This is a genomic window from Umezawaea sp., from assembly GCF_057122925.1.
In genome coordinates, this window is the sequence record NZ_DBNGPQ010000136.1 from 16,174 (window position 1) to 42,132 (window position 25,959).

The 25,959-nt window shown below is 70.3% G+C and carries 24 protein-coding genes and 2 pseudogenes; 8 read left to right on the forward strand and 18 right to left on the reverse strand.

Going from position 1 to position 25,959, the window contains the following annotated elements; genetic code table 11:
• Positions 1-593 precede the first annotated feature (593 nt).
• Both AC156L_RS30430 and AC156L_RS30435 read left to right on the forward strand, forming a co-directional pair.
• Entirely contained in the window at positions 594-3,377 is a 2,784-nt protein-coding gene (locus tag AC156L_RS30430; RefSeq protein ID WP_330875097.1) for an AfsR/SARP family transcriptional regulator, read from the forward strand.
• Positions 3,378-3,439: 62 nt separating this feature from the next.
• Complete coding sequence (locus AC156L_RS30435) at positions 3,440-3,877, forward strand: hypothetical protein (RefSeq protein ID WP_330875096.1); 438 nt, start codon at positions 3,440-3,442, stop codon at positions 3,875-3,877.
• 162 nt (positions 3,878-4,039) lie between these two features.
• Here AC156L_RS30435 and AC156L_RS30440 read toward each other — a convergent pair whose 3' ends face one another.
• The 16 genes from AC156L_RS30440 to AC156L_RS30515 all read right to left on the reverse strand — a co-directional run bounded on the left by AC156L_RS30440 (position 4,040) and on the right by AC156L_RS30515 (position 19,169).
• Positions 4,040-4,795: a class I SAM-dependent methyltransferase gene (locus AC156L_RS30440; RefSeq protein WP_330875095.1), complete on the reverse strand. Its 756-nt coding sequence runs from the start codon at positions 4,793-4,795 to the stop codon at positions 4,040-4,042.
• The gene (locus AC156L_RS30445) at positions 4,758-5,042 is read right to left on the reverse strand and encodes a hypothetical protein (protein WP_330875094.1); all 285 of its coding nucleotides are present in this window, start codon (positions 5,040-5,042) and stop codon (positions 4,758-4,760) included. Before AC156L_RS30445 ends, AC156L_RS30440 begins: the two co-directional genes overlap by 38 nt.
• A 69-nt stretch (positions 5,043-5,111) precedes the next feature.
• The gene (locus tag AC156L_RS30450; RefSeq protein WP_330875093.1) at positions 5,112-5,504 is read right to left on the reverse strand and encodes a hypothetical protein; all 393 of its coding nucleotides are present in this window, start codon (positions 5,502-5,504) and stop codon (positions 5,112-5,114) included.
• A gap of 294 nt (positions 5,505-5,798) precedes the next feature.
• Positions 5,799-6,053, reverse strand: coding sequence for a GNAT family N-acetyltransferase (locus tag AC156L_RS30455; protein ID WP_330875092.1), 255 nt, complete (start codon positions 6,051-6,053; stop codon positions 5,799-5,801).
• Positions 6,041-6,211 carry a hypothetical protein gene (locus AC156L_RS30460; RefSeq protein WP_330875091.1) on the reverse strand — a complete coding sequence of 57 codons (171 nt, stop codon included), beginning with the start codon at positions 6,209-6,211 and terminating at the stop codon, positions 6,041-6,043. The genes AC156L_RS30455 and AC156L_RS30460 overlap by 13 nt, the downstream gene beginning before the upstream one ends.
• A 495-nt stretch (positions 6,212-6,706) precedes the next feature.
• Complete coding sequence (locus AC156L_RS30465) at positions 6,707-7,765, reverse strand: GNAT family N-acetyltransferase (RefSeq protein WP_330875090.1); 1,059 nt, start codon at positions 7,763-7,765, stop codon at positions 6,707-6,709.
• Positions 7,765-8,733 (reverse strand): GNAT family N-acetyltransferase, encoded by a 969-nt coding sequence (locus AC156L_RS30470; protein WP_484407499.1) that lies wholly within the window; start codon positions 8,731-8,733, stop codon positions 7,765-7,767. Before AC156L_RS30470 ends, AC156L_RS30465 begins: the two co-directional genes overlap by 1 nt.
• Positions 8,734-8,755: 22 nt before the next feature.
• Complete coding sequence (locus tag AC156L_RS30475) at positions 8,756-10,267, reverse strand: glutamine synthetase family protein (RefSeq protein ID WP_330875088.1); 1,512 nt, start codon at positions 10,265-10,267, stop codon at positions 8,756-8,758.
• Positions 10,264-11,634: an amidase gene (locus tag AC156L_RS30480; RefSeq protein WP_330875087.1), complete on the reverse strand. Its 1,371-nt coding sequence runs from the start codon at positions 11,632-11,634 to the stop codon at positions 10,264-10,266. Before AC156L_RS30480 ends, AC156L_RS30475 begins: the two co-directional genes overlap by 4 nt.
• A complete protein-coding gene (locus AC156L_RS30485) occupies positions 11,627-13,348 on the reverse strand; it encodes a hypothetical protein (protein ID WP_330875086.1) in 1,722 nt (573 codons plus the stop codon). Before AC156L_RS30485 ends, AC156L_RS30480 begins: the two co-directional genes overlap by 8 nt.
• A gap of 73 nt (positions 13,349-13,421) precedes the next feature.
• Entirely contained in the window at positions 13,422-14,651 is a 1,230-nt protein-coding gene (locus AC156L_RS30490; protein WP_330875085.1) for an MFS transporter, read from the reverse strand.
• On the reverse strand, positions 14,645-15,355 hold the full coding sequence (locus AC156L_RS30495) for a gamma-glutamyl-gamma-aminobutyrate hydrolase family protein (protein WP_330875084.1): 711 nt from the start codon (positions 15,353-15,355) through the stop codon (positions 14,645-14,647). The genes AC156L_RS30490 and AC156L_RS30495 overlap by 7 nt, the downstream gene beginning before the upstream one ends.
• On the reverse strand, positions 15,352-15,759 hold the full coding sequence (locus tag AC156L_RS30500) for a GNAT family N-acetyltransferase (RefSeq protein ID WP_330875083.1): 408 nt from the start codon (positions 15,757-15,759) through the stop codon (positions 15,352-15,354). Before AC156L_RS30500 ends, AC156L_RS30495 begins: the two co-directional genes overlap by 4 nt.
• Positions 15,746-17,056, reverse strand: coding sequence for an adenylosuccinate lyase (gene purB / locus AC156L_RS30505; protein ID WP_484407501.1), 1,311 nt, complete (start codon positions 17,054-17,056; stop codon positions 15,746-15,748). The genes AC156L_RS30500 and purB overlap by 14 nt, the downstream gene beginning before the upstream one ends.
• Positions 17,035-17,766 carry a class I SAM-dependent methyltransferase gene (locus AC156L_RS30510; protein WP_330875081.1) on the reverse strand — a complete coding sequence of 244 codons (732 nt, stop codon included), beginning with the start codon at positions 17,764-17,766 and terminating at the stop codon, positions 17,035-17,037. The genes purB and AC156L_RS30510 overlap by 22 nt, the downstream gene beginning before the upstream one ends.
• Positions 17,763-19,169 carry an aminoglycoside phosphotransferase family protein gene (locus AC156L_RS30515; protein WP_330875080.1) on the reverse strand — a complete coding sequence of 469 codons (1,407 nt, stop codon included), beginning with the start codon at positions 19,167-19,169 and terminating at the stop codon, positions 17,763-17,765. The genes AC156L_RS30510 and AC156L_RS30515 overlap by 4 nt, the downstream gene beginning before the upstream one ends.
• 558 nt (positions 19,170-19,727) lie before the next feature.
• Here AC156L_RS30515 and AC156L_RS30520 point away from each other — a divergent pair.
• Positions 19,728-19,910, forward strand: coding sequence for a hypothetical protein (locus AC156L_RS30520; protein WP_330875079.1), 183 nt, complete (start codon positions 19,728-19,730; stop codon positions 19,908-19,910).
• 464 nt (positions 19,911-20,374) lie between these two features.
• Positions 20,375-20,725: a hypothetical protein gene (locus tag AC156L_RS30525; RefSeq protein ID WP_484407505.1), complete on the forward strand. Its 351-nt coding sequence runs from the start codon at positions 20,375-20,377 to the stop codon at positions 20,723-20,725.
• Positions 20,726-20,883: 158 nt separating this feature from the next.
• On the opposite strand, the pseudogene AC156L_RS30530 reads toward AC156L_RS30525, so the two are convergent.
• Positions 20,884-21,348 (reverse strand): annotated as a pseudogene (locus AC156L_RS30530) (type I-E CRISPR-associated protein Cas6/Cse3/CasE); the annotation flags it as partial.
• Between the two features lie 203 nt (positions 21,349-21,551).
• On the opposite strand from AC156L_RS30530, the gene AC156L_RS30535 reads away from it, so the two are divergent.
• The 4 genes and pseudogenes from AC156L_RS30535 to AC156L_RS30550 form a co-directional block, all read left to right on the forward strand.
• On the forward strand, positions 21,552-22,040 hold the full coding sequence (locus tag AC156L_RS30535) for a hypothetical protein (RefSeq protein WP_330875076.1): 489 nt from the start codon (positions 21,552-21,554) through the stop codon (positions 22,038-22,040).
• A 98-nt stretch (positions 22,041-22,138) separates the two neighbouring features.
• A complete protein-coding gene (locus tag AC156L_RS30540) occupies positions 22,139-22,951 on the forward strand; it encodes an alpha/beta fold hydrolase (protein WP_330875075.1) in 813 nt (270 codons plus the stop codon).
• A gap of 29 nt (positions 22,952-22,980) precedes the next feature.
• The gene (locus AC156L_RS30545; protein WP_484407503.1) at positions 22,981-23,808 is read left to right on the forward strand and encodes a MerR family transcriptional regulator; all 828 of its coding nucleotides are present in this window, start codon (positions 22,981-22,983) and stop codon (positions 23,806-23,808) included.
• 70 nt (positions 23,809-23,878) lie between these two features.
• Positions 23,879-24,674 (forward strand): annotated as a pseudogene (locus AC156L_RS30550) (IS5 family transposase); the annotation flags it as partial.
• A gap of 92 nt (positions 24,675-24,766) precedes the next feature.
• On the opposite strand, the gene AC156L_RS30555 reads toward AC156L_RS30550, so the two are convergent.
• Positions 24,767-25,714, reverse strand: a complete 948-nt coding sequence (locus AC156L_RS30555; RefSeq protein ID WP_484407504.1) for a cold-shock protein — start codon at positions 25,712-25,714, stop codon at positions 24,767-24,769.
• Positions 25,715-25,959: the final 245 nt, after the last annotated feature.

Sequence of the window (25,959 nt, forward strand, 5' to 3'; positions counted from 1 at the left end):
CGAAAACACGCCTACTCCATATCAGCGACCGACACTCGATCACCGCGGCCCGCAAGCTTCTTCCTTTCCGGCGCAACTCCGCGCACAGGACCTCCAGAAGTCGTTATCGGCGAAGCAACGTCGAACGTTTCACTCGCACCGCTTCCCGACGGGCGCGGGGATACGGCCGCCTCGTCCACACCCGTGGAGCACCGGGCCCGCAGCACCGGGTGATCAAGTCCATCCACAGTGGATCGCGTACCTCTGCCCGTGGAGACGACAACTTTCGCACTCGTGCACCGGGAGATTTACCTCACGAGGCCAAAAGGGGATAGCGAGCGAAGGCGTGGGCCTAGCGGATGCCAGACGTAGGACCCGTCCGGTCGGCGTCAGTCGTTTTTGCGGTTGAACCGCATCACGTCGACGTGGTCGTCCATCGCCCGGTTCGCGCGGTGGTTGCCGTACCGCGTGCTCGACCGGCCGTACCGGGAAGCCGTGGGGTCGTGCCAGCCGGTCGCACGAGTCGCGGTCCTGAGCGCTCGACCCGCGAAGCCGGAAATCCTCACCCGAATCCGACGAGTGACCTCGGTACCTTCCTCGCGGGGGGTGGTCGCGTGGACTTTCGCGTGCTCGGACCGTTGCAGGTGTGGACCGGGGAGGGAAGGCTCGCACTGCCGGGCAGCAGGCACCAGCGGGTGCTGGCCGCGCTGCTGCTGACACCGAACGCCGTGGTGACGATCGGCAGGCTGGTCGAGGTGACCTGGGACGGCGAACCGCCCGCGACCGCCACGAAGCAGGTCCAGAACTGCGTCTCCGCGCTGCGCGACCGCCTCGGCGACACCGAACAGCGGATCATCGTGACCGATGGTCCCGGCTACCGCGTCGCCGTCGGCGAGAACGACCTCGACCTGTTGCGCTTCACCAGGATGGTGGCGCAGGCGCGGCAGACGGGTGAGCGCGGTGCGCTGCACGAGGCTGTCACCGAGATCCGGGCCGCCTTGCGGCTGTGGCGCGGACCGGTGCTCAGCGGGCTGGGCGCGAGCGCGCTGGACGGCCGGGCGGCTCGGCTGGACGAGCAGCGGCTGCACGCCTTCGAGTGCTGCGTCGACTGGCAGCTCGCGCTGGGACAGCACCGGGACCTCGTCGACGAGCTGGCCGAGGTCGCCACCGAGAATCCGTTGCGGGAGCGGGTGCACGGGCAGTTGATGCTCGCCCTCGACCGCTGCGAACGGCGGGCGGACGCGTTGCAGGTGTTCGAGAGGCTGCGGACGACCCTGGCCGAGGAACTCGGCCTCGATCCCGGTCAGGAGATCCGGGACCTGCACGAGCGCGTGCTGCGCGGCGAGACGAGAACACCCGGCGGGCCCGCGGACATCGACGCGTTCGCCCGGCACGACGAACTCGACCGGGCGGTGCGCGAGCTGGCGGCGGCGATCGGCAGGCAGTGGACGGCCGAGGTCGAACTGCGGTCGCTGGACCGGCTGCGGCCCGTGCCGCTGACGTGGTCCAGCACCGAACGCAACGTGGCGGCCGCGGCCTCGTCGGTGCTGGGCGCGCGGCCCGGCGAGGTGCCCGAACGGCTGGCGTTGAGTGGTGACCTCAGCGACGTCGTCGAGTCGTTGCGCAAGATACCGGCACGTCAGCTCGTGGTGCTCGGCGAACCGGGGGCGGGCAAGTCGGTGCTGGCGATCCTCCTGACGCTCGGTCTGCTCGCGGACCCCCTGCCGGGCGAGCCGGTGCCGGTGCTGCTGTCGCCGGCGTCGTGGAACCCGCACACCGAACACCTGCACTCGTGGCTGGCCCGCCGGTTGGTCGAGGAGTACCCGGGGCTCGGCAACACCGGTACGTACGGCCGGGACGCAGCGCTGCGGCTGGTGCTCGAAGGGCGGGTCATGCCGGTGCTCGACGGCCTCGACGAGACACCGCCGGGCCTGCACACAGCCGCGATCGATGCCATCAACAGGGCCGTCACCGGCGATCGGCCGCTCGTGCTGACCTGCCGGGGCGACGAGTACGAGGCGGCGGTGCGGCAGGAGGGGGCGTTCCTGGTCCGCGCCGCCGTGGTGGAGATCGGGCCGGTGCGGGTGCAGGACGCGATCGACTTCCTCACCGCGCGCCGCCGGACCGGCGAGACGCGGTGGCAGCCGGTGGTGCGCGCGCTGCGGCAGGAACCGGACGGAGCGCTCGCACGGGCGTTGCGCACGCCGTTGATGGTCGACCTGGCCCAGACCGCCTACCGCGACCCCGCGACCGATCCCCGCGAACTCTGCGACACCACGCGGTTCCCCGATCAGGCGGCGGTCGAACGGCACCTGCTCGACGCGTACCTCCCCGCCGTCTACAGCGATCGTCCGGCTCCGCCCGGCAGCGCCACCAGGGCACGCCACTACGAACTGGCCGAGGCACGGCGCTGGCTCGGTTTCCTCGCCCGCCACCTGGGCGGCTCCCACGACTTCGCCTGGTGGCAGCTCGAACGCGCAGTGCCGAGCACGATCGCGGGCCTTCTGCTGGGGCTGCCGCCCGCGGTGCTGTTCACTCTCACCGGCTGGTTCGCCGCAGGTCCCGCGATCGGGATCGTCTACGGTGTCGCGTTCGGCGCCGCCGGGTTCGTCACGCACCGGGCGATGCGCAGGCCGGGTCCGCTGCGGGTGGAGGCGAGGTTCGCGGGCACCGCGGCCGGCTTCGCCCAGCGGTTCACCATCGGTGCGGTGATCGGTGTCTGCCTCGGGTTCGGCTGGTCGCTCCCGGTGTGGGCGACGTGCCTGCTCTCGGTGGTGTTCGGCCTGGCCATCGGAGTGCACGTCTGGCTCGACACCCCGCTGGACGCGAACCGCGTCTCCAGCCCCGGCACCGTGCTGCGCGACGACCGCAGGGCGGCGCTCGCCCTGACCGCCTCGTTCGTGGTGTCGCTGAGCCTGTTCTTCACGCTGGCGCTGCTGCTCACCCCGGACGACCCCACGACCGAGATCCTGAACGGCCGCTTCGACGTGGTCCTGGGTGTGGCGGGCGGGGTGGCCGCGGGTCTGCTGGGCCGGTTGCTCGTCCCCCGTCCCGGCGGTCTCGCCTACGCGGCGGCGGGCGCGGTCATCGGCGGGCAGATCTTCGAACCCACCCGGAGCGTCGCGCAGGCGTGCCTCGCGGGTGGGCTGTTCGGCCTCTCGGTGGGGCTCAGCGTGTGGCTGGCCCGTGCCTCCGGCGCACTGGGTCCCGTGGTCGTCTGGCTGGCCGCCCGAGGCCGCGTCCCCTGGCGTTTCCTGACGTTCCTCGACGACGCCCACCGTCGTGGCGTGTTGCGGCAGGTTGGTGGGGTCTACCAGTTCCGGCACGGTCGTCTGCAGGAACGCCTCGCCCACGCGCAGGTCAGCGGCGGTGAGGACGGAACGAGGACGAACCGGTGACGGCGGCTGCGGTCATGGAAACCGGTCGGCAGGGAGTCGGCCAGTCGAAGGGAACTTCTCTGATGCGCAGCCTGAAACGAGCCGGACTCGCCCTGGGGACCATGGCGTTGCTCGCCACCACGACCGCGGGAACGGCCAACGCCGCCCCGTCCTCGTTCGACGTGGTGGTGCAGCACAGCTCCGGCGTGATCGTCGGTCACATCCAGGGGAACTTGGCCTGGTCGTCCTCCGGGCGGACCGTCACCTTCACGAACCAGACGCTGGCGGTGAAGACGGACGAGTGCGTCAACGTCGGCTACGCCGGATACCAGGGCAACACGCTGGTGGCCGGCCCGGTCGGCCTGGACTGGGTGTGCGAGAGCGTGCCCATCGCGGACTTCTCCCTGTCGACGTCCGTGCCGGGAGGCATCCACCAGGTCAACATCCAGCTGACCGATTCGGTGCACAAGAACAAGGCTTCGAAGGCCTGCCGCAAGACGGACTCCGTCTGCCGACCCTGACAGGTCACGCGCCCGCGGTGCACCGGCACCGCGGGCGCGTCAGCACGGCCGCCGCGCACCCGAGCCACGCGTGCCCGTGCCGCTCGGAACGTCATCGCCGCTACAGATCTCCAACGCGCACCGACCCCACCAGGGCATCGCCGATGCTGTGGCCGTCCCTGGTCAGTCGGCCTGGAGGACGAAGAAGAGGAAGCCCAGGAACCTCGTGCCGGTGAACTGCCGGAAGTCGTCGGGGAACAACTCGGGGGCCTCGGGTGCGGGCGGCGGCTCGCTGATGACGTTGATGCGGAAGCCGGCCGCGGTGAAGGCATCGGTCATCGCGTGCAGCGGGCGGTCCCAGAAGGTCAACCTGGCTGACTGGCCGCCCAGCGTCCACTCCTCGGTTCGGCTGCGGGTCTGGAAGTAGTCGGGCCTTTCCCCGGCCTCGCGCTGCACCAGGGTGATGACGAAGGGGTGCTCGACAGAGACGATGAGCCGTCCGCCGGGGGTCAGGACGCGTCGCAGTTCGGCCAGCGTCGGTCCCCAGTCCCGCAGGTAGTGCAGCACCAGGGACGCGATGACGTCGTCGAACTCACCGTCGGGGAAGGGCAGCGGATCAGCCAGATCGGCGACCCGCAGGTCGGCCCCGGCACCCAGCCGTCGCCGGGCCAGCTCCACCATGCCCGCGCTCGCGTCGACACCGGTCACAACCGCGCCCCGATCGCGTAGCGCGGCGAACAGGGGCCCTGAGCCGCAACCCGCGTCGAGGATCCGCCTGCCGGTCACGTCGCCCGCGAGGGCCAGCACCGCGGGCCGCTCGTAGTAGGCGTTCATCAGGTTGGTCTCGTTCTCGGCCGAATATCCCTCGGCGATACCGTCATAGCCGTTTTCCTGGGCGGGATCAGCAGCAACCACGCTGCTCTCCGAAGTCGACGTCATGCTGACAGGACGCCCCAGCGGTGACGACGTTGCCGGCAGGATCGCTTGACTGGTGGGGTCGCGTACTCGACCAGCTGGTCGAGGCCGTCCTCGTCTTGTCCGACGGGGCGGCTTCCTCCAGGACTTCGACAACGTCGAGATCCACCGCGCCGACGGCGAACCCGAGGAATCCGACCGGTGACGTCGAGCCGGGAAAAGCGAAGATCGCGATGCGCTCGCGCACGATCAGGTCGGACTTCTTCACCATCGACGGCCAGCCCGTCGACGGGCTCCACGCTGGTGAGCCCATGAAGCAGCGGAAGGGCCGCCCGTCCTTTCAGCGACCGTTCGAATCGATCCCCTGGTCGATGGTTCCCGACACGGAACAAAAATCGGGCGATGCGTTGACAGGCTGATGTTGCCCTGGCGCCATCACCGGGAAATCCACGCCGTCGACCGCGTCCCCCGCAGGGGATCGCACTCCGGCAGCATCGACGTCATTGCCGCAGAACGCGTTGGAGAAACTCGTGCTTCGGACGACGTCCTCACCGTTGACGAACACCAGGCCGGCGCGATAGTGATACTCCGGTCCGATATTTTCGGCCCGGTCGGCAGGATCCTCCGCGAGGCAGTAGTCGCCACAGAAGTCCGTCGAGGCCGAGGCCACTCCCCCCATCACCCCCATCCCCGCCGCAGCGGTGACGACAACAGCACCGATCTTCTTGAACAATTTACCCTCACCAATTTGACACAGGAAAACTTGACTACAAAACGCGCAATCTTATGCTGTCATGCAGTCCAGGGCTCGCGAGGAAAACTACAGAAATTTCTCGTCATTTTCAATCTGACACACGATCGTGTACCGACTATCAACCCATGGGTTCGCGGCCGTGCGTCTTCGCGGTGCACGCCGGTCGGCACCAGCACCGGCGTGCACCGAAGACCGGTTTGCCGCGTCGCGCGCTGTGGTCGAGGCTGGCGCAGATCGCCGAGGCGGCGCGCTCCTGCACGGACCAGGGCCCCGCTACCCGTCCACCACGTCACTCAGCAGCAGTTCGATGCCGTCGTTGCGGGCGACGTCCCCGGCTTTGTCCAGCAGCACTGAGCCGATGCCCTTGCCTGCGCGCGATCGTGAGGTGATCAGCAGCCGGACGTAGCGTTCCGGCTCATCCGCCGGCGGCACGTGCGGGTCCGGGCGGTCGCCGACGATCAACGCGCCAGCGGGCACGCCGTCGTGCTCGGCGATCCACAGCTGCCCCGATTCGATCAGGTCACCCACGCGGGACACCCGCTCGGGTCGGTCGACCATGGTTCGATGCCCCACTGGGTGGGCCGGCCTCGCGCGACCGTCCATTCGACGGCCTCGTCGAAGAACGCGAGCAGCAGGTCGAGGTCCTGCCGGTCGCCCCGGCGCGAGGTCGTGCTCGTGGTGTCCACGAGGTCTCCGGTGTTCGGGTTCTTCTTGGTCGACGAACCGATTACCGGAGACCTCGCTCATTTTTGATCACCAACACGCCGAACAGCGCCAACCTGGATCGAAGTCACCTCAGCCGACTTCGGCACAGGCCCTGGCCGCAGGTCAGACCACGTGGCCGGTCATTGGCACCCCACGGGGCACCGCCGACGCACGACCACTGCACCCGCTGCCGCCACCGATCACCGACCGAGCCCAGACCAGCGACTTGGACGTCCGCCGCCGACAACGACTGGGCGGCATCCTCAACGAGTACCACCAAGCCGCCTGACCAGCACGGACGTGGTCTTCGGCCAGCACGGTGCCGGACAACCGGCTTGAGGCCCGCGCCTGGGCCCGGACGACGTCTTCCACCGCGAGGCCCAAGCCCGGCCTTCGTCCGGCCTGCGGCCCGGTTGATGCTGAACCGGTTTCGACGGTGGGGGCAGGTGCCAACGCCTGTCCCCACCGTCGACCGGTCAGAAGCGGAAGTCGGCGGTGTAGTACGGCGAGAGCCGGCACCCCCGACGGCGCTTGGCGTCCAACGTGCCGTAGCCGTAGGCCAGGAGTTCGACACCGCGTGCGGGCGCGAGTTCGATGGGTTGGTAGAACATGCAGGAGAAGTAGCCGTAGGAGGCGTCCGGTTCCCGGTAGTCCGAGCCGATCAGCATGACTGTCCACTCCGGACCGTCCTGGATGAACAGGCTGAAGCTGAGCAGCTTGTCGCCGTCGGACACGGTGAACACCGTGATGTCTTCCGGTGCGACGTGCTCGCGGATACCGTCGAAGATGGCCTCCTGGTCGGCCCGGTTGACCTTCCCGTCGTACTTCTCGATGAGGCGGCACCTCAGGTCGAGCAGTTCGGGCTCGTCGGCGGCCATGGGGCGGTGGGCGCGGACGAGGCCGCGCTCGTTCATCCGGTTGATCTCGCGCTTGGCCTCGTCGCGGTACTTCTTCGGCAACGCGCGCAGGTAGCCGTCGAAGTCCGTCCAGGTGACCGCCATGTCGCAGCGGTCGCCCTTGCGGTGCACGCCGAAACCGGCCTTGGCCAGCTCGTCCATCAGCGGTTGGGCGCGGGGCGTGAGGTACAGCAGGGCGATCGAGACGATGCCCTCGGTCTTGGCCCATGCCACGAGTTTTGCCACGAACCGGCGCAGCACCTCGGGGTCGTCGGCACCGGGCCCGGCCTGGTAGGTGGCGTAGTTCGGGTACATCAGCACCAGGCACGGGTGGACGTCGGCCGGGTCGAGGTCCGCGGGCCAGGGGTGGTCGCCGTCGGCGAACAGGCCCAGGTGGGCCGTGCGGCCGGTGAGGATGTGGTACGCGTCGCGTCGCGGCACCGCCGCCGGTTCGGGCAGGACCGTGCCGCCCATGGCGACCAGGCAGGCGCCGTCGTCATCGCGCAGCGCGAAGGTCCGGTACGGGCCGGGGTACCAGGACTGGCCGAACCGCACCCAGCGGCCGCGGCCCGCCGCCGGGCCGTCACCGGCCACGGCGTCCCAGTCGTCGGGCAGGCCGGGGGTGACCAGGAGTTCCATCACACGTCCACCACGTACGCGCTGAGGTCCTGCGGCACGAGGCCGTGGCGCATCTTGAACTCGCCGTTGCGCCGCCCCGCCTCCAGGGTCGGCAACCCGAGCTCGTAGCCGAGCCGCATGAAGGAACCCCACATCAGGTAGTACGGGCTGAACGTCAGCTTCACCTCGCGGTCGTACCCCAGCGCCCACGCGTGCAGCCGGGTGTCGTCCACGAACAGGATCGCGAAGCCCAGCAGCTTCTCGTCCAAGGCGATCTCGATGATCCAGGCGCTGGGGGTCTCGGCGAGGAACTTCACGAGCTTGTCCGCGTCGTAGTAGCCGGGCGAGCCGACCCGGTCCATCGTCGTGAGCAGCAGGTTCAGCTTCGACACCTGTTCATCGGGGCCCGCGTGGCGGGTGGTGATCCGCACGCCCGCCTCGGTCGCCCGCCGCCAGTGCCGCTGGTACTCGCGGCGGTTGGTGGGCTTGATCGAGGCGATGACGTTCTCCTCGCTGCCGTACTTGGCGAGGTCGAGCCAGTACCGGGTGTCCAGGTGGACACCCTTCACACCCGCGGTTTCCAGCGCGCGGGCGCTGGGTGAGCCGTCGGCGACGTTGATGAACCCGGTCCGCGTCAGGTTCAGCGACGCCGCCACCTCGCGCATCGCGGCCAGCAGCTCGGTGGCGATCTCCGGGGACGCCAGGGCGGCGACCAGCCGGGTGTCCGAGCAGTGCCAGACCTGGCTCAGCAGCGCGTGTTCGCCGGGGCCCAGGCCCAACGCGCCGAGCGGGTCGCCCTGCACGAAGCACGGCGCGAACGCCACCACCTCGCCGTCGCCGTCGAGCAGCTCGACGTAGTAGCAACCGTGCACGGCCTGGATCGGGTAGCGCTCGTAAGCGCGCATGAACTCGGTGCTGTAGTTCATGTTCGCGCCCGCGGCCTTGACCACGGCGGCCGTGCCGGGGCTCAGGTCGTCGACGCTGCGCACCACCCGACGCCGATAAGCGCCGCTAGTAAGTGGCGAAGTACTCACTGTGCTCCCATTCGGTGACCTCGTCGTCCCGTACCGCACCGCCTCCGGTGCGCCACTCGTCGTACCTGGCCTGCTCGCTGACCTTCATCAGCCGCAACGCCTCGTGCAGGGCCCCGCCCAGCGTAACGCGGTAATGATCACTCGCCGTGAAGCCCTCCAGCGCCTCGACGAGCGTCGTGGGCAGTGGCAGCGACGTCGTGCCGTGCGGGTCACCCGCGGGCAGCCCCGGTTTGAGCTGCTGGTCCACGCCGTCCATCCCCGCGCTGAGCTGGCTCGCCAGGTACAGGTACGGGTTGGCCGACGGCTCGCCGGTGCGGTTCTCCACGTGGCTGCCGGGGTCGCCGTTCGCCCCCAGCACCCGGAGGAACGCCCCCCGGTTCTCGGTCGACCAGACGATCCGGTCGGGTGACAGGCTGAACCCGGTCCGCATGCGGCGGTAGCCGTTGATCGTCGGCACGCACAGCAGGCTCGCCGCGGAGGCGTGCTCCAGCAGCCCGCCGAGGTAGGACATCCCGAGCTCCGACAGCACGTCCGCGCCGGGCTCGGCGACGAACAGGTTGCGGCCGGTCTCGCGGTCGGCGAGCGACTGGTGCAGGTGCCAGCCGCTGGGGTCGAACCCCGGCAGGCCGGGCAGCGCCATGAACGACGCGTGGTAGCCGTTGCGGGCCAGCACCTGCTTGGTGATGGTGCGGAACAGCAGCATCGCGTCGGCGGCGTCGAGGCCGTCCATCGGGCTGAAGGTGAACTCCAGCTGCCCCGGTCCCGACTCGTGCTCGACGGTCCGCAGTGGCAGGCCCAGCGCCAGCAGGGCGTCGAGCACGGGGTCGATCACCGGCATGACGGCGTCGAGCAGCGAGTCGGAGTTGAACTGGTAGCCGCCGTTGACGTGCTCCACCGCGGGCGGCGCGCCCTGGACGCCGAACCCTCCGGGCGGCGGGAGTGGCTGCGTGGTCAGTCGGGTGAGGTACCACTCGACCTCCAACCCGACCACGTAGCTCATGCCGCGGGCGGCGAGCAGCTCGCACTGGCGCTTGAGCACGGCCCGGCTCGACAGCGGGTGCGGCGATCCGTCGCGGAGGTGTTCGTCGCCGATCACCCATCCCGTGGGGCGGCCGGTGTGCGGCAGGACGCGGAAGGTGCGCGGGTCCGGCACCACGATGAAGTCGCCCGCCCCGGTCAGCTCCGGGATGCCGATTCCGCCGCCCTCGGCGAAGAAGTCGACGGCGACCGCGTGCCCGGTGTCGAAGACGAACGGGCCGGGGCTGAAGTCCATGCCGTTGCGCAGGATGGTGCGGAACACCTCCGTGCTCACGGTCTTGGAGCGCGCGACGCCGTGCGGGTCGCCGTACACGACCCGCACGAAGTCCACCGAGTCCAGCTGCGCCTCCAGCGCGGCGGCCGCGGCGTGCTTCTCGTCGTCCCACAACCCGTGCCGGGCGACGAAGTCCGTCTGCCCCGCCGCTTGCGCGAGGTAGCTGTCGCTGTTCACCATTGATCCTCTCCAAGGTACTGCTGGTGCCACGGGCGGGCGTTCTCGATCCGTTCGGCGAGGTCCAGCACGAGGTCGTCCTCGTGTCGCCTGCCCGCGAGGTGCAGCCCGACGGGGAGTCCGGCCGCGGTGAAGCCCGCCGGGACGGAGACCGCGGGCTGGCCGGTGAGGTTGAACGGGTACGCGGCGCGGCACCACGCCAGCCAGTCGAGGTCGGCGCCGGTGTCGGGCCGCCACCGGTCGACCGCGAACGGCTCGATCCACGCGGTGGGCGAGGCGAGCACGTCGAAGCGCTCCATCAGCGCGTCGACGTGCTGGACGAGCCGCTGCCGCTCGGTCAGCGCGTGCGCGAGGTCGGCGGCCCCCAGGCGCCGCCCGTGCTCGACCACGCGTAGCCGGAACGGGTCGGACAGCGCGTCGTCCTCGGGCCGCTGGCCCGCGTCGAACGCGGCGAGGATGGTCACCAGGTGCGGGTACGGGTCGGTGAACGGCAGGTCGACCTCGACGACGTCGCCGAGTTCGGCCGCCGCGTCCCTCGCGATCGACTCCACCTCGGCGGACCCGCCGGTTTCGCCGGGCCAGCGCAGCCACGCGACCCGCACGCGGTCCGGCGCGGGACGCCGGGGCGGGCGGACCACCGACAGCGGGTCGTCCGGGTGCGGTCCGGCGATCACCTCGGCGACCAGCCGCGCGGTGGCCACGTCACGGGCCAGCGGGCCGAGGTGCGACAAGCCCTCGGGGCTCAGCGGCACGTAGGGCACGTGGCCGAACGTCGGCTTGTAGCCGACCACCCCGCAGAACGCCGCGGGAATCCGGATCGAGCCCGCGCCGTCGGTGCCCAGTGCCGCGACGCCGATCCCGGCCGCCGTGGCTGCCGCGGCGCCGCCACTGGACCCTCCCGCGCTGCGGGTGCGGTCCCACGGGTTCGCCACGGACCCGGTGACCCGGTTGACGGTTCCCGCGCTCCAGCCGAACTCCGAGGTGGTCGTCTTGCCGAGCAGCGCCGCACCCGCGGCGCGGAGCCGCGCCACGGCGGGCGCGTCCCGGTCCGGCACCCAGTCGGCGCACAGCAGCGACCCGCGGGTCGTGCGCACCCCCGCGGTCGGCGTCAGGTCCTTGACCGACACCGGGACGCCCAGCAGCGGACGGCCGTGCCAGGCCTCCTGGCCGTGCGCGAGGATCAGCCGCTCCGCCTCGGCGGCCTGCGCCAAGGCCAGGTCCGCGGTGACGGTGGTGAACGCGTGCAGCTCCGATTGTGCTCGCTCCAGCAGGTCGAGCGTCGAGCGGACGTGCTCGGTCGGGGACACTTCCCTGTTCGAGTAGTGGGCGCGCAGTTGGGCCGCGCCCGCGTAGCGCAGGTCAGCCATGGAACCTCTCGTACCAACTCTTGCCGAAGTCCACGACCTTCGGGTCGTGCACGGACATCGCCTGGTACAGCTGCTTGAGCAGCAGGGCCGTGGCGATGGCCCCGCGCAGCTCCGCCACCGTGAACGCGGGCAGGGACGTGCGCATGAGCCGCAAGTCGTAGAGACCAGGCATCGCGCGGCCGTCGTACTCGATGCCGAACGGCACGCGGATGGCGTACCGGACGCCGAACGCCACGTGCCCGGTGTGGTGCTGGTCGGACCATGACGCCACGTCCGGCATGGTCGGCGCGAAGAACCAGTCGTCCCGACCGGGCTCGCGTTCCACGATGCCCAGCGTCGAGGGCAGGTAGTGCCAGGTGTTGAACCGCATCCGGGCGCTGTAGGCGGACAGCGCCCGCGTCAGGCCCGGCGTGAATTCGCGGAACCGCTCCACGAACGCCTGCCGGGGCGCGACGCAGCAGTAGAAGTCCCCGGTGCCCAGCCCGAGCGGGTCCACCTCGTGCTCGACGCGCAGCGGGTCGAAGGTCTCCGGTCCCCTGCTCATCGCCACGTCGGCGTCGAACGCCTCGGCGGCGGTGGTCACGAACGCGTGCAGGACCGCTTCGAACGCCGTGGTGAACCCGTCCGGCGCGGCCGCGTCGACGAGTCGCCCGGCCAGGTCGGCGAACAGCGGGGCCAGGTCGGCGATCCGGGTGTCGACGGGCGAGTCGACCCCGAGGAGTTCCGCTAATCGGCCCATGACGGCCTCCGGCGCGTCGCCGAGCACCGCCGGGGTCGGCAGCAGGTGCTCGGACTTGTGCAGGTTCAGCCCGTTGATCACGCGGTAGGGCGTCGACTCGCCACCGCCGACGGTCTGCTTGCGCAGCTCGGCGCACCGGGCGGCGAGTTCCTCCAGCTGCCGCAGGCTCGTTCCCCCCGGCAGCGCCCCTCCTCCGTAGGTGCCGATGCGCTCGACCAGGAAGTTGCGCAGGGTGTCCGGGTCGAGTTGGGTCCCGTTGAACTCCTCCAGGCGCACCGGCGGCCCGGACATCAGCAGGACGTCGGCGCACGCCACGAAGCAGGCGTCCACCGGGTTCCAGTCCGCGACCGGGGTCGCGCGCAGGCGGTTGAGCAGCGACCGGGGATGGCTCGCGGACAGCGACTTCCCCGGCAGCGTGCCGGCCTTGGTCAGGTTGGTGTAGACGTGCTCGTCGACGTAGATCAGCACGGGAGCCATGTGCACCACGGCGTGCTCGATCCGCGCCAACCGGGCGTGGACGTCGGCCTCCGGCTCCGCGACCAGTTCAGCGTGCAGCGCGAGGACGGCCCGCGCGGTCCGGTCGTGCTCGGCCCGCGCCCGCGCCTTCACGTGGGCGGGGTCGACGTCGCCCCACCTCACCCCGCCGAGCGGGAACGCGTCGTCGGGCCCCTCGGCCCCGTCGAGCCGCACGGCGAGCCTGCCGGTGCGGGTGAGGAACAGTCGGTCGTCGGTGTCGGGGGCGGCGGTGTTCAGGTGGATCCCCGGACAGCGCAGCAACTCCACCAGCACCTGGTCCGCGGCGGTGAGCGCCGCGGACCCGATGTCCTCGCCGAGGCGGCCGTCCAGGGTCAGGGCGATCTTCGTGACCACGGCGACGTCTCGTGACGACCGCGCGACTCGCGCGACGTCGGCGACCAGTTCGGTGAATCCTTCGGACTTGAGCGAGACCACAGTTCCCCTTCCCGTGGCTGGCATCCACCGGATTGATCAGGGGAAGCCGGTCCGTTGACGAGCGACAGATGGGACAAGACGAACCCGGTCCGCGTGCTCACGCGCGCATTTCCGCTTCGCGGACCGCCGTGTGACCGCGCACCGCGATCGAGGTGGCAATCGCGGCGAGCACGAAGACGAGGATCATCAACAACAGACCCGGCATGCCCCAGGGCAGCACGACGGAGGTCATCAGCACCGGGCCGACGATGAGCTGGCCGGTGTAGCCGAGGCTGAACAGGCTGAGGTACTGGGCGCGCTGTTCGGGGGCCGACAGCAGGAACGACAGCTCCCACCCGGCGATCGAGTGCAGGTTCTCGCCCACGGTCAGGAGCACGACCGCCCCAGCGAGGAGGCCGATCAGCACCCAGGTGTCCCCGCCGCCGCCCGCCGATCCGAGGAACAGCGAGGCGATGCCCAGCGCCACCACCGACCATCGGAGCAGCCGCAGCGCACCGCCGAAACCCTTGCCGTACGCGGCCAGGCGCACCTGGATGAGCACCGTGATCGCGGTGTTGAGCATCAGCAGCACCGAACTGGCGGTGGGCGAGAGGCCCGCTCGCTGCACCACCCACAGCGGGATGAGGATGAACAACATGCTGTCGTGCAGCATCAGGGCCGCGTTCGCGACCGCGACGACCATGAACCGGCCGTCCCGATAGACCGTCTTGGGCCGCTTCGCCTTGTCCGGCACGGCGGCGTCGCGCCCCTCGATCCCCCGCGTCGCCGCGACGGTGACGAACGAAACGAGGACGAAAGCGATGCCACCGACCACGAACAGCACCTGGTACGCCGTGCGGGAGTGGAAGAGCTGGACACCCGCGGCGAAGAAGAAGCCGGTGGCGAGGCCGATGTTGTTCACCGTCCGCATCGACGCCATCGTGCGGGTCCGGTCACCCTCGCCCTCCATCTGCCCCACGAGCACCTGCAGCAGCGGCAGCGCCGCTCGGCTCGCGGCGGTGAAGAACGCGGTGACCAGCAGGTAGCGCCAGTAGCCGTCGACCAGGACGTAGCCGGCCATGCCGAGGCCGCGCAGCACCAGCAGCGCGACGTAGACCTTGGTCACCCCGATCCGGCGGGTGAGCCGGGCGATCGGCATCGGCACGAGCAAGCCGCACGTGTTGGCCAGCGTGAGCGCGAGGCCGACCGACGCGGCGGGAATGCCCACGTGCTGGACGAAGTACAGCGTCGCCACCGCCTGGTACAGGCCGGTCGCGACGGCGTCGAGCAACGCCCCTGCGGCCAGCACCCGCCCGCGGTGGCTGCGCGGCAGCACGCCGCTCAGCACGGGATCCGCCCGGCGGCCGCCACCACGAAGGCTTTGAACAGCGACTGCGCCCCGCCCACCTCCGGGTGCCACTGCACGCCGATCACGAACTCGTGGTCGACGAGCTGGAGGCTCTCCACCATGCCGTCCGCGCTGCGCCCGGTGGCCACGAGACCGGCCCCGAGCACGTCGACCGCCTGGTGGTGGTAGCACGCGACCGTCGTGGACGGGCCGATCACCGAGCCCGGCAGCAAGTCCTCGACCATGTCCACCGCCACCGTGCCGAACCTGCTGCCCTCGGGCTGGTGGTCGGTCGCGGCGATGTCCTGGCGCAGGGTGCCGCCCCGGACCACGTTGAGCAGCTGCATGCCCCGGCACACGCCCAGCACCGGCAGCCCGGCGTCGATGGCGGCGGCGAGCAGCGCCAACTCCCACTCGTCCCGCTTCGGCTCCACGCCGCTGGTGCGCTCCTCCCGCTCCGCGCCGTAGCGGGCCGGGTCCACGTCGGGACCCCCGACGAGCAGCAGCCCGTCGAGCCACGCGACCAGGTCCGCCGCCTCGGCCGGTCCGCCGTCGGGCGGCACCATCAGCGGCAACGCTCCCGCGTCGGCCAGCGGGGTGAGGAAGTCCCTGGGCACCAGGGAGGCACTGCGGTTCCAGCCACGCCAGGACGCGTTCTCCTGGTACGTGGTGACACCGATCCGGGGCGCTCTGCTCGTGGTCATGGGGTCAGTGGATCCATCACCCAGGCCGAGTTGTGCTGCTTGAACCCGATGTGGGGGTAGTACTCCACGGAGGCGGGCGCGGACAGCAGCACGATCTTGGCGCGGGGAGCGGCTTCCCTGGTCTTCGCGATCAGGTCGCGGCCAATCCCCTTGTGCTGGAACTCCTGGTCCACGGCCAGGTCGGACAGGTACGTCGCGTACGACCAGTCGGTGACGCACCGCGAGATACCGACGAGTCGATCGTCCACACGGGCCACGACGATGAGGTTCGCGTTGCGCACCATGTCCCGGAAGCGCTCGGTGTCCCGCACCGGGCGGCGCTCCCCCAGGGTCGACGCGTGGTAGAGCGCAGCGACCTCGGCCACGTCCAGGTCGGCGCCCTGGACGACTTCACACTTCCACATCTAGCAACTTCTCCATTCTGTCGCGAAGGACGTCCCGCCGTCCGAGGAACCGTTCCGGCTGGAACTGGGCGGCGGTCGTGGGGACGCCCCGGTCCGCCAGCGTGTCGGCGAGGTGCTTCCCGGTCTCGGTCGACTCCAGCGCGGCCGCCTGCACCACGCGGTAGGCCCTGTCCCGGTCCTCGCCCGCGTTGACGAGGTCCAGCAGCACCTCGGAGCTGTAGATCAGGCCGTGAGTGGCCTCGAGGTTGTCCCGCATCCGTCCGCTGTGGACGGTGAGGTTCGCCATGACGTCCGCGGCCTTGCTCACCTGGTAGTGCGCGATGGTGAACGCGTCGGGGAACGCCACCCGCTCCACCGACGAGTGCGCCAGGTCGCGTTCGTGCCACAGGGCCACGTTCTCGTAGGCCGCGTTGGCGTAGGCACGCAGCAGCCTGGCAAGACCGTTGATCCGCTCGCTCGTCGTCGGGTTGCGCTTGTGCGGCATGGCGCTGGAACCCTGGTACTCGCTGGTCCGCGGTTCCTCGACCTCGCGCACCTCGGTGCGCTGCAACAGCCGGAGTTCCAGGCCGATCTGCTCGACGACCGAGCCGAGCAGGGCCAGCGCCGACATCAGCTCGGCGTGCCGGTCGCGGGCGACGACCTGGCTGGGCACCGGTTCCACGCCCAACCCGAGCCGGTCGCACACGTGCCGCTCGACCGCCGGGTCGATGCTGGAGTACGTGCCGACCGCGCCGGAGATCGTGCCGACGGCGACCGCCGCGCGGGCGGCGCGCAGCCGGGTGATGCTCCGGTCGACGGCGAAGGCGTGCAACGCCAACTTCTGGCCGAACGTGGTGGGCTCGGCGTGGATGCCGTGCGTGCGGGCCACGCACACCGTGTCCCAGTGCTCCTTCGACCGCCCGACCAGCACCGCCCGCAGCCGGACGGCCTCGGCCAGCACCAGGTCGCACGAGGCGGCCAGGGTGCGGCCCAGCGCGGTGTCCACGAGGTCGTAGCTGGTCATGCCGTGGTGCACCCACCGGCCGTGGCCGTCGGCGATCGTCTCGGTGTACGCGGCCAGGAACGCGAGGATCTCGTGGTCGCGGGTGCGTTCGAACTCCTCGACGCGAGCGGGCGCCGGCACCTCGCCCGCGCGGATCGCGGGCAACGCCTCGGCGGGCACGACGCCGAGCCGCACCTGCGCCTCACTCGCGAGGACCTCGACCTCGACCCACGAGGCGTACTTCCGCTCGGGGGTCCAGAGCCCCTTCATCTCGGGGAGGGCGTACCGGTCGATCACAGCGGCCGCCGCCCCCACAGCGCGAGGCTCCGCTGGTTCGCCTCGATGGGTCCCTTCGCCAAGTCGGCGCGCAGGGCCACGATGCCCGTCGCGAACGCCTCGTCGTCGATGAGGTGCAAGCAGGAGTGGGACTTGTCCTCGAACTTGGTGGCCTCGTGCAGCGGATAGGTGCTCTCGATCATCCGCTCGTAGAGGTCGATGAACCCGGCGCGCGCGAGGTCTCCCGCGAGAGCCGGAACGGGCTGGTAGCGCGCGAACTCCACCTCGATGGTGGCGGGGAAGTACTTCGCCATCGGGATCCGGTTGCGGATGGCCCAGTCGGAGTCGGTGACCGTGACGAAGTGGCCACCCGGCTTCAGTGCCTGGAACGCGCGTTCGAAGTAGCGAAGCGGCTCCCGCACGTAGTGGATCATGTCGACCGACATGACCAGGTCGAAGCTGTTCGCCGGGAAGTCCAGCTCCTCGGCGAGACCCGCCCGCAGGTCCAGTTCCTCCGGGTGCTCGGCGGCCTGCTTGCGCATCTCGGCCGACGGTTCCACGCCGATGCACCGCGCGCCCGTGGTGCGACGCACCGCGGCGAGGTGGTTCGCGGTACCGCAGCCCACCTCCACGACGGTGGAGTCCGCCGTCACGCCCGCGCGTTCGACGATGTGCTCGACCAGGCCGGGGTAGGGACGCCGGTGCTTGGCGTACTCGGTGGCCAGGTCGTCGTAGTCCAGTGCCGTCACAGCTCTTGTCTCCCGTTGTCGTCCCACGACTTCCTGGCCTGGTCGAGGTACCAGGCGACGTAGCCGAAGGTGGCCAGCCAGGCTTCCGGCGTCCGCAGTGACCGCTCGTACTTGAGCCACCCGAGGAGCGACGTGGCCGCGCCGATGAGCAGCCGGGTGCGCGCGTGCCCGTCGGGACGCGGCAGCCCTTGCAGCATCACGGCTTTCAGCTTCTCCACGGCATCCGGGAACTCGACGGGCAAGCGCAGCGAGGACAGGTCGAGCACGTCCGCCGCAGGCCGCACCGGGTCGCCGAACAGGTCGCCGGTCGTGTCGGTCTCGACCGCCCGCAGGATCGCCGCCATCGGGAACACGCCGTGCAGCAGCGTGGAGAAGTCGAACACCGGGTCGCCGTACCCGACGTCCGGGCGGTCCCGGCCCTCCCACACGGTGCGGGGGTCGATGAGCACCGCGCTGCCGTCGGCGCGCAGGAGCATGTTCGCGGCGTAGATGTCGCCGTGCACCGCGCTGCCGTGGTCGGGCAGCAGGCCGGGCACGATGTCGTCCAGCCCGCGCACCGACTCCCGGTAGGACGGCAGGTCCACACCGCCGGGCAGGAGCACCCGCGCGTCGAGCACGTCGTCCAGTTCCGCGTTCCCGAACAGGGCGCGGAACGTGGAGACGAACGCGGGTTCCACGGGCAGCGCGTGGTAGCGCTCGCGGTAGAGGTAGTCGGCGACGGTAGGCCGCCGGTCCGCGACGGTGAGCCGGTACCAGGCAGAGACCTGGTCGAGGTGCGCTTCCAGGCGACCGAGGGCGTCGTCGGCGAGCGTGGTGCGCCCGTCGTCGGCGAACAGGAGCGCGATGGGCATCGGCTCGCCCGCCTCCATGAGGCTGACGGCCTGGCCACCTTCGACGCGGAGTCCGTGCACCACGGGGAAGAGCGCGCGCCTGCCCTCGCGGGCGAGCAGGTCGTTCACCTCGCGGGCGAACCCGACCTCGCCCGCGATCGCCTCCGCCTCACCGATCTTCGCCACGACCTCGCGGCCGTCGAGGTGGAACTGGACGACCCCGCGCGAGTCGGAACCGGGCTTGTGCAGGGTGGTGAACCGCGGCTGGTCCACCACGTCGGCCGCGAAGTCCCGCAGCCGGGCCCGCTCCAGCACGTCGACGAAGTCGGAGCCGGTCAGGCACGTCCCGTGCAGCGAGCCCCCGAGGACGTAGGCGCCGGGCGCCTGCCCATCCTGCGTGTGGACGCTGAACCCGAAGTGCTGCAACCGTTTGCGCACAAGCGCGTCGGCAGGCGTCCCGACGAGTACGACAGCGGGCAGACCCGCGTCGAACGACGGGTCCTCCCGCGCCAAGGCGGCGTACAGGCCGCTCAGTTCGACCGCGGTCGCCGACCGCACAGCGGAATCCCCCATGACCAACCATTCGTGAACACGGGCCGTCCCCCAGGCGGTCGGGCCTTATCAAGGGCCACCGTATACACGGCGTGGAACCCTGTCGATGATGAATGGACATCTCCCGTTAATACGTCAGCCAGTTGGCGTACAACTGAGGCAGGGCTCGCCAACCACGTGACAGAGGGCGACGGAAGTCGATTTCGGCGACCCCGATCGACGCGGGCACCCGTCCGGCGCTGAGCCAGAACACCCGAGGTCAGTCGCGCGGACCCCACCGCTGCGACAGTGCCGGAAATGGACCGGCAGTCGGCGGGTCGCCGGCTTTTATCATTCGCCGACCGACCTGAAAGCGGCCAATCGAAGTTCATTCATTCACGATGTCTATCGCGCCCATAAGGGCGCCGGCCAACTGGTGGCGAATCGGCCTGCGGACGCGTATGCGGCAGGACGACGTGGACGCGTTCCTCGACGATGCCGATGCCGCCGCCGTGACGGCGTCCCGTACGCCGCCGACCCCCAGGCAGATCGATGGCCGCACCCCCCACGACCGCCGCACGACAGAGAGGGGAGCCAGCGATGGCCACCGCGGTGCAGCGGGCCACCAAAGCCGAACAGCGGGCCGCGTGGTGGGCACGGCTCAACGATCGTCAGCAGTCTTGCCTGCCGGTCATCTACCACGCTGATCAGGAGGCGGAGGGCTTGAGTGCCAGCGCGTGGGTCAATGGCGAGAAGGCCGGGCCGGCGACGCAGTGGCGGTGACCGGAGTACGGGATCACCACAACCCGCATGCCTGATGCCAACGGCCTGTACCGCTCGAAAAGTGGTCGCCGCTGGTGGAGCCAGGCGGTGTCACCGTGCTGGGAGCACGGCCTGATCGTGCCCCCTGCTGTACAAGGTGACCAGGAAGCTGCTGTCCGTCCCGTCGGTGGTGCTGAGCACCGAGACGGCCAAGGATGCCGAGTTTCTCGTGCTGCGGCACGAGAACGCGATACCCCGACGGCGGCTGACGGGTCCGATCCGCTACGAACCCGCGGACCGGTTCTGGTTCGCCGCCTCGTCCGGGTTGGTGGATCGACGCCGTTGGCGGGAGGTCTTCCCAGTCATGCCGAGCACCCTGCTCGCCTGGCACCGCAGGCTCATCGCCCGCAAGCGGGACCACACCGCACATCGACGCACCCGACGTCCACCGACACGAGCACCGGTCAAGACACTCGTGCTGCGGCTTGCCAGAGACAACCGGCCCGACCTGGCGAGAATTCCTCACCGCCCAAGCCGAGAGCATCATCGCCGCGGACTTCCTGCACCTCGACACCGTGCTCGGCACACGCCTCCACGCCCCGGCCCTTCTCGAACACCACACCCGACGCCTGCACATCACCGGCGTCACCACCCACCCGACCCAGGCATGGACAGCCCAGCAAGCCAGACACCTCGCCACCGACCTCGGCACCCACATCGGGTCCCTGCGATTCCTGCTCCGCGACCGCGACGGCAAGGACGGCCACGCGTTCGACCCTGTCTTCCAAGCCGACGACCTGCGCGTGCTCAAAAGCGCGCCATGGGCCCCCGGATGAACGCCCACTGCGAACGAGTCATCCGCACCATCCGACGCGAACTCCTCAACCACATCCTGATCATGGCTGAGGGCCACGCACGGCAAGTCCTGAAAACCTATGGAGAGCAGTCCGCATCCGTAGGCTTCGTCGGGGCCGATGCCGGTGAGCATCGCGGTGCGGAGCAGTTCCGGGTCGGTGATGGTGAGGCGTCCTTCGAAGGAGACCGCGCGCATCGTGACGGGGTGCCGCATGCCTTTCTTTTGAACGCGGTAGCCGGTGGTGTCCGCAACGCGCACCTCGTGCGGGGCGGAATCGCCAGCGGCGCCGGTGATGCCAGGGGCTGCGGTGTCGGTGCGGGAGGCGGGGACGGTGAAGCCCCACTTGGTGGTGCGGCGCAGCAGCCAGTCGATCTGGTGGGCGACGGTGCGGTGTCCGACCCGCAGTCCGCGTGACGGTCGCTCCTGGCCGTAGTGCAGTCGCGGACCAGGGCGTGCTCGCCCTCGGCGTCGGGCCACCCGGCTTGTTCGACGATGTGGGTCCAGCGTGCAGGTGTTCGAAGGTTGTGCCGGCACCTCGAACGCGGGGTTCCGCGCCGAAGTCGAAGCCGAACAAGCCCTGGCTCGCGGCGAAGACCTCGCCATGACGGTCGACCGCCACGAACACGAACGCCTTGCCGGCCCGGCCGCCGCAGAAGTCCGCACCCGACTGCGTGAGTACCCAACAGGGCCCTGTGCCACAACGGCACCCGCCAAGGCCCCTCGCTCGACGACTGCCAGCCACTGGCCTGTCGCAACGTCGCGCTCACCACCGACGACCGCGACGCTGGCAGGAAGATCTGACCACAGTGGACAGCACGCTCACCACCGGGGACGCGCTCGCACCCCACGTGCGTGACCGGTTGCAGCAGCGGCGAACACAGATCAGTCGACTCCTGGAACCCACCGAAGCCCAGCTCCAAGCGATCGCCGACACGCTGATCGCCGAAGCACACGCCGGAACCACTCGACCCAGCGTCAGGGCGCGGGCCGAAACGGCCGGCACCACACGGCCCACGCCCTACCGCAATCACCCAGCCCTCGTCGAACGGTTCCGTGCTGCGATCACCACCCGAACTACCGCACCACCCTCTACACCAACACCAGCGCAGGCCTTGCGCGAGCGGATCACCAAGCTCCGGCAGGAGAACGAACAACTGCGCCTGCACGTGGAGCTCTACGAGGAACACATCCGGCGGCTCACCGTCGAGAACACCCGACCCGTCAACGAACTTGCCGCCCGCGGCGGTGTCACCGACATGACCACGTACCGACCGCGACAGCCCACCGCGCCGTGATCACACACCGAGGCAGAGGTCGGCGGCCGCAGGTGCGCGGAGGTCCTGTTGCCCGCCGGTTGACCCTGACGCAGGGTCAACCCCTCAGCATGGTTGCCATGACCACGAAAGCCAGTCACTTCAAAGTCCACCACAACGGCGTCACGATCCGGGTCTCTCGCGGTGGCCGGGGACAGTTGCTGGTCCTGTGTCCCGGGCTCCTCACGACACAGGCCGACCTGCACGAGCTGATCGAGCTGCTACGCCGCGACTACGACGTGGTGACCTTCGACCTCAGGGGCCATGGCCTCTCCTCGCCCGCCGACCGGTACACCTTCGAGGCGTTCCTCAGCGATTTCGACGCCGTGATGACGGAGTGGGGAAACCGCGGTCTGCCGTCGGCGCCCGTGCTTGTGGGACACTCGCTGGGCGCGGACCTGGCCGTGCACCACGCCGCCGAGCATCCGGACGCCGTGGCCGAGCTCGTCCTCATCGACGGCGCGAACCCGGTGCCCGAACCGTTCATCACCGAGGCCGACCTGCCGGAGTTTCGCGCGATGGCCGAGGGATTGCGGCACGAGTTCGAGCGGGCCGAGGGCACCGCGCGTCAGGTGCTGCTGACCCCTCAGGACTTCCTCGACCTGAACCTCGAGATCGAAGTGGTGCGCTCCGGCATCCTCGACCGGTACCGGAAGATCGACCGTCCGATACGCATGATCATGTCCACCTCGATGGCCGGGAACAGCGGTGAAGGGCGTGCGCAGTGGCGCAACCAGAACTGGCGGGCCGGCATCGAGCGGCTCGTCCGCGAACGGCCGCACGTCTCCACGTCGTGGCTCGACGCCGACCACCGGCTCGTCGTCACCCACGCTCCGGAGATCGCCCGGCTGATTCGCGATACACGGAGGCCAGCCGGCCAGGCGGCATCCTGACCAGCTCCAGGGTTGAGGACACTGGACCGATGCTGACCATCGGTGAGCTGGCGTCGTACGCAGGGGTGACGGTGCGCGCGGTGCGGCACTATCACGCCAAGGGGCTGCTGCCGGAGCCCGAGCGGGACCACTCCGGTTACCGGAGGTACGACGCCGGTGCCGTGGTCGAGCTGATCAGGATCAGGACCCTCGCCGAGGCCGGGGTCCCGCTGTCGAGGGTGCGGGAGCTGCTCCAGGCCGACGGGGAGGAGTTCGCCGCGGCGGTCACCGACATCGACGAGCGGCTGCGGGCGGAGATCCGGCAGCGGCAGCGGCATCGCGAGCGGATCGCCCGCCTTGCCTCCGGGGACAGTCTGGTGCTGCCCCCGGAGGTGGTCGAGGTTCTCGACCGGCTGCGGGCGCTCGGCGTCGACGAGCGGATCGTCCAGGTCGAACGGGACGGCTGGATCCTGCTGGCCGCGCACTCACCCGAGCGAGTCCCGGAGTGGGCGGCGCGCAAGTGGGAGCAGATCGCCGACCCACCGCTCATCGACTTCTACCTCACCCTGGGGCAGGCTCTGGACCAAGTCGACGACGATCCAGATCTGGTCGAGCTGGCAGACAAGCTGGCCACCTACATCACGCGGATGGCCGACGAGCAGGACGAGGACTATGTCGGCGACACCGAGGTCGAGCCACCGTTCGCCAAACTGATGGACACACTGGCCTTCGACACCGCCCCGCCGGCTCGTCGACTGATCGAGCTGCTGAGGACGCGCGGCTGGACCGGCTGGACGAAGCTCGAACGCGTGGACCCGGCACCGGGTGCGGCCGGAACACGGAAGGAAGACACCACCCTTCGACGCCCCCCGCATTAGACCTGGTCTCAAAACTCCAGGGTGTGTCACTGCGCAACCTGCCGGTCCTGGTCGTCGATCGTGGGCGGTCATGGCGAAGACGACGCAGCAGCGGCGGGTCGAAGACCGGCTCCGGGAGCTGATCGAACCCCTGATCCCGTCCCGACCAGCACCGCGCGGTCCGGGTGGGCGGCCCCGGATCGATGACCGTGCCGCGCCAGAGGGGATCTCGTTCGTGCTCGACACCGGCTGCCGCCGGCGAGACCTACCCGAGCAGCTCGGACGCGGTTCCGGGCACACCGCGTGGCGGCGGTTACGTGAGTGGCAGGACGCCGGCGTGTGGGACCGGCCGCACCAGCCCGTGCTCGACGAGCTGTCCAACATCGACGAGCTCGACTGGACCAGGGGCTGCGTCGACGCGGTGTCGGTGCGGTCGACAAGGGGGGAGAGCTGACCGGCCGCAGCCCCGCTGACCGGGGTAAACCGGCTCCAAGCACCACGTTCTGCGCGACGCGAACGGGCTACCGCCGCACAGCGTGTTGTCGGCGGCAAACACCCACGACAGCATGCTGTTCGAGCCGCTGCTGGACACGAACCCGACCGTGCGCGGCCACCACGGCCTGCCGGGCCGGCCACGATGCCGACCGGACAAGCCGCACGCCGACAAGGGCTACGACTACCGCCGCTGCCGCCGCCACCTGACCCGCCGCGGTATCAAGGTCCGTATCGCCCGGCGCGGGATTGAGGGCGAGTCCCGCCTCGACCGGGTCCGCTGGGTCGTCGAACCCACCATCTCCTGGCCGCTGCGGTTCACACGCCTCGGGCTGCGCTACGACAGGACCGAACGCACCACGCCGGCGCTGCTCACACCGGCCTGCACCGTGATCAACGTCCGCAGCCGCGTTGCCGACGGCACCATCGACGGGGATGAACGAGCACTCTCGTCGGGAAGTGATCAGCCATCGGTGGGGCCGCCTCGTCAGAGGCGTTCGATGCGGTCGGCCTGCGGGCCCCGGTCGCTCTGACGCACCGCGTACCGGACCCGGTCACCCTTCTGCAGCGGCTCCGACCCCATGATCACGGACACGTGGGCGAAGAGATCGGCGCCGCCTGCGTCCGGGGTGATGAAGCCGAAGCCGCGGTCGCCGTCGTAGCGCGCGACGACGCCCTCGCCGCCTCGTACGGGCACGCCCCGCGCGGCCGGCCCCGCGGCCGCGGCGGGTGCCGACCGCTGCGGCGCCGTCCGGGGCTCGGCGCCCCGGACCAGGTGCACGTCGCGGGCCTGCGGGCCCTTGTCTCCACTAGCCACCTCGTAGGCGACGCGGTCGCCCTCCGCGAGCCACGTCAGCCCCTCGGCCAGGGCCTTGGCGTGAACGAAGACGTCCCCGGCGCCGGAGTCGGGGTTGATGAAGCCGAAGCCCTTGTCCTCGTCGTACCAGGCCACCGTGCCGTCGGCACCGTCCGAGATACCAGCCGCGGCGGGTGAGCCTGCCCCTGCCCCCAGCGGGATCACGTGCCCGGCCTGCGGGCCGCGCTCGCCGTCGACGATCAGGAAGGCCACCCGCTGCCCCTCGGTGACCACGCCGCCGGTCACGATGGCGGAGCTGTGCACGAAGATGTCGGCGCCGCCGCCGTCCGGCGACGCGAAGCCGTACCCCTTGCCCGGCTCGTACCAGGTGACGGTGCCGAGCAGGCCCACGGCGCTGCCGGTGGCCGCATCGGCGGTGACGCGAACGCGCAGCGCCTGGGGCCCGCGGTCGTTCTCGCCGACCTCGAACACGACGGCCTGACCCTCGCGGAGCATTTTCGCGCCGCCGTCCTCGACGATCTCGGAGGCGTGCACGAACACGTCCGGCGAGCCGTCCTCGGGCGCGAGGAAGCCGAAACCCCGTTCGGCGTCGAACCAACGGACGGTCCCTTGCGGCATCAAAGGCTCCAGGTCGAGAGGGCGGGCACTGGCCCCCAGTCTCCCTGACGGACTTCCGGTCCGTCGGGCCGGGCCCACAAGGCGGGCGGTGCGGAGCCAGGGGCGGGCCGTTGGTTCACCTAGTGCGTTGACCACTTAGGTTCGCCGGGTTGTTCAGGCTGCTCGTGGTCGGCCCCAGCGCTGGTGACGTTCGCTGCGGATGCGGGCTCGTTCACGTCGTTGGGCGGCCAGGACGTCGGGGTGAC

What these genes read in the sequence shown, in the direction of transcription:
- AC156L_RS30540 (WP_330875075.1), top strand. Translation starts at nt 22,139, where the DNA reads ATGACCACGAAAGCCAGTCACTTCAAAGTCCACCACAACGGCGTCACG.
- AC156L_RS30545 (WP_484407503.1), top strand. Translation starts at nt 22,981, where the DNA reads ATGCTGACCATCGGTGAGCTGGCGTCGTACGCAGGGGTGACGGTGCGC.
- AC156L_RS30495 (WP_330875084.1), bottom strand. Translation starts at nt 15,355, where the DNA reads ATGACCACGAGCAGAGCGCCCCGGATCGGTGTCACCACGTACCAGGAG.
- AC156L_RS30485 (WP_330875086.1), bottom strand. Translation starts at nt 13,348, where the DNA reads ATGCCAGCCACGGGAAGGGGAACTGTGGTCTCGCTCAAGTCCGAAGGA.
- AC156L_RS30480 (WP_330875087.1), bottom strand. Translation starts at nt 11,634, where the DNA reads ATGGCTGACCTGCGCTACGCGGGCGCGGCCCAACTGCGCGCCCACTAC.
- AC156L_RS30500 (WP_330875083.1), bottom strand. Translation starts at nt 15,759, where the DNA reads ATGTGGAAGTGTGAAGTCGTCCAGGGCGCCGACCTGGACGTGGCCGAG.
- AC156L_RS30465 (WP_330875090.1), bottom strand. Translation starts at nt 7,765, where the DNA reads ATGGAACTCCTGGTCACCCCCGGCCTGCCCGACGACTGGGACGCCGTG.
- AC156L_RS30445 (WP_330875094.1), bottom strand. Translation starts at nt 5,042, where the DNA reads ATGGTGAAGAAGTCCGACCTGATCGTGCGCGAGCGCATCGCGATCTTC.
- AC156L_RS30435 (WP_330875096.1), top strand. Translation starts at nt 3,440, where the DNA reads ATGCGCAGCCTGAAACGAGCCGGACTCGCCCTGGGGACCATGGCGTTG.
- AC156L_RS30555 (WP_484407504.1), bottom strand. Translation starts at nt 25,714, where the DNA reads ATGCCGCAAGGGACCGTCCGTTGGTTCGACGCCGAACGGGGTTTCGGC.
- AC156L_RS30440 (WP_330875095.1), bottom strand. Translation starts at nt 4,795, where the DNA reads ATGACGTCGACTTCGGAGAGCAGCGTGGTTGCTGCTGATCCCGCCCAG.
- AC156L_RS30515 (WP_330875080.1), bottom strand. Translation starts at nt 19,169, where the DNA reads ATGGGGGATTCCGCTGTGCGGTCGGCGACCGCGGTCGAACTGAGCGGC.
- AC156L_RS30520 (WP_330875079.1), top strand. Translation starts at nt 19,728, where the DNA reads ATGGCCACCGCGGTGCAGCGGGCCACCAAAGCCGAACAGCGGGCCGCG.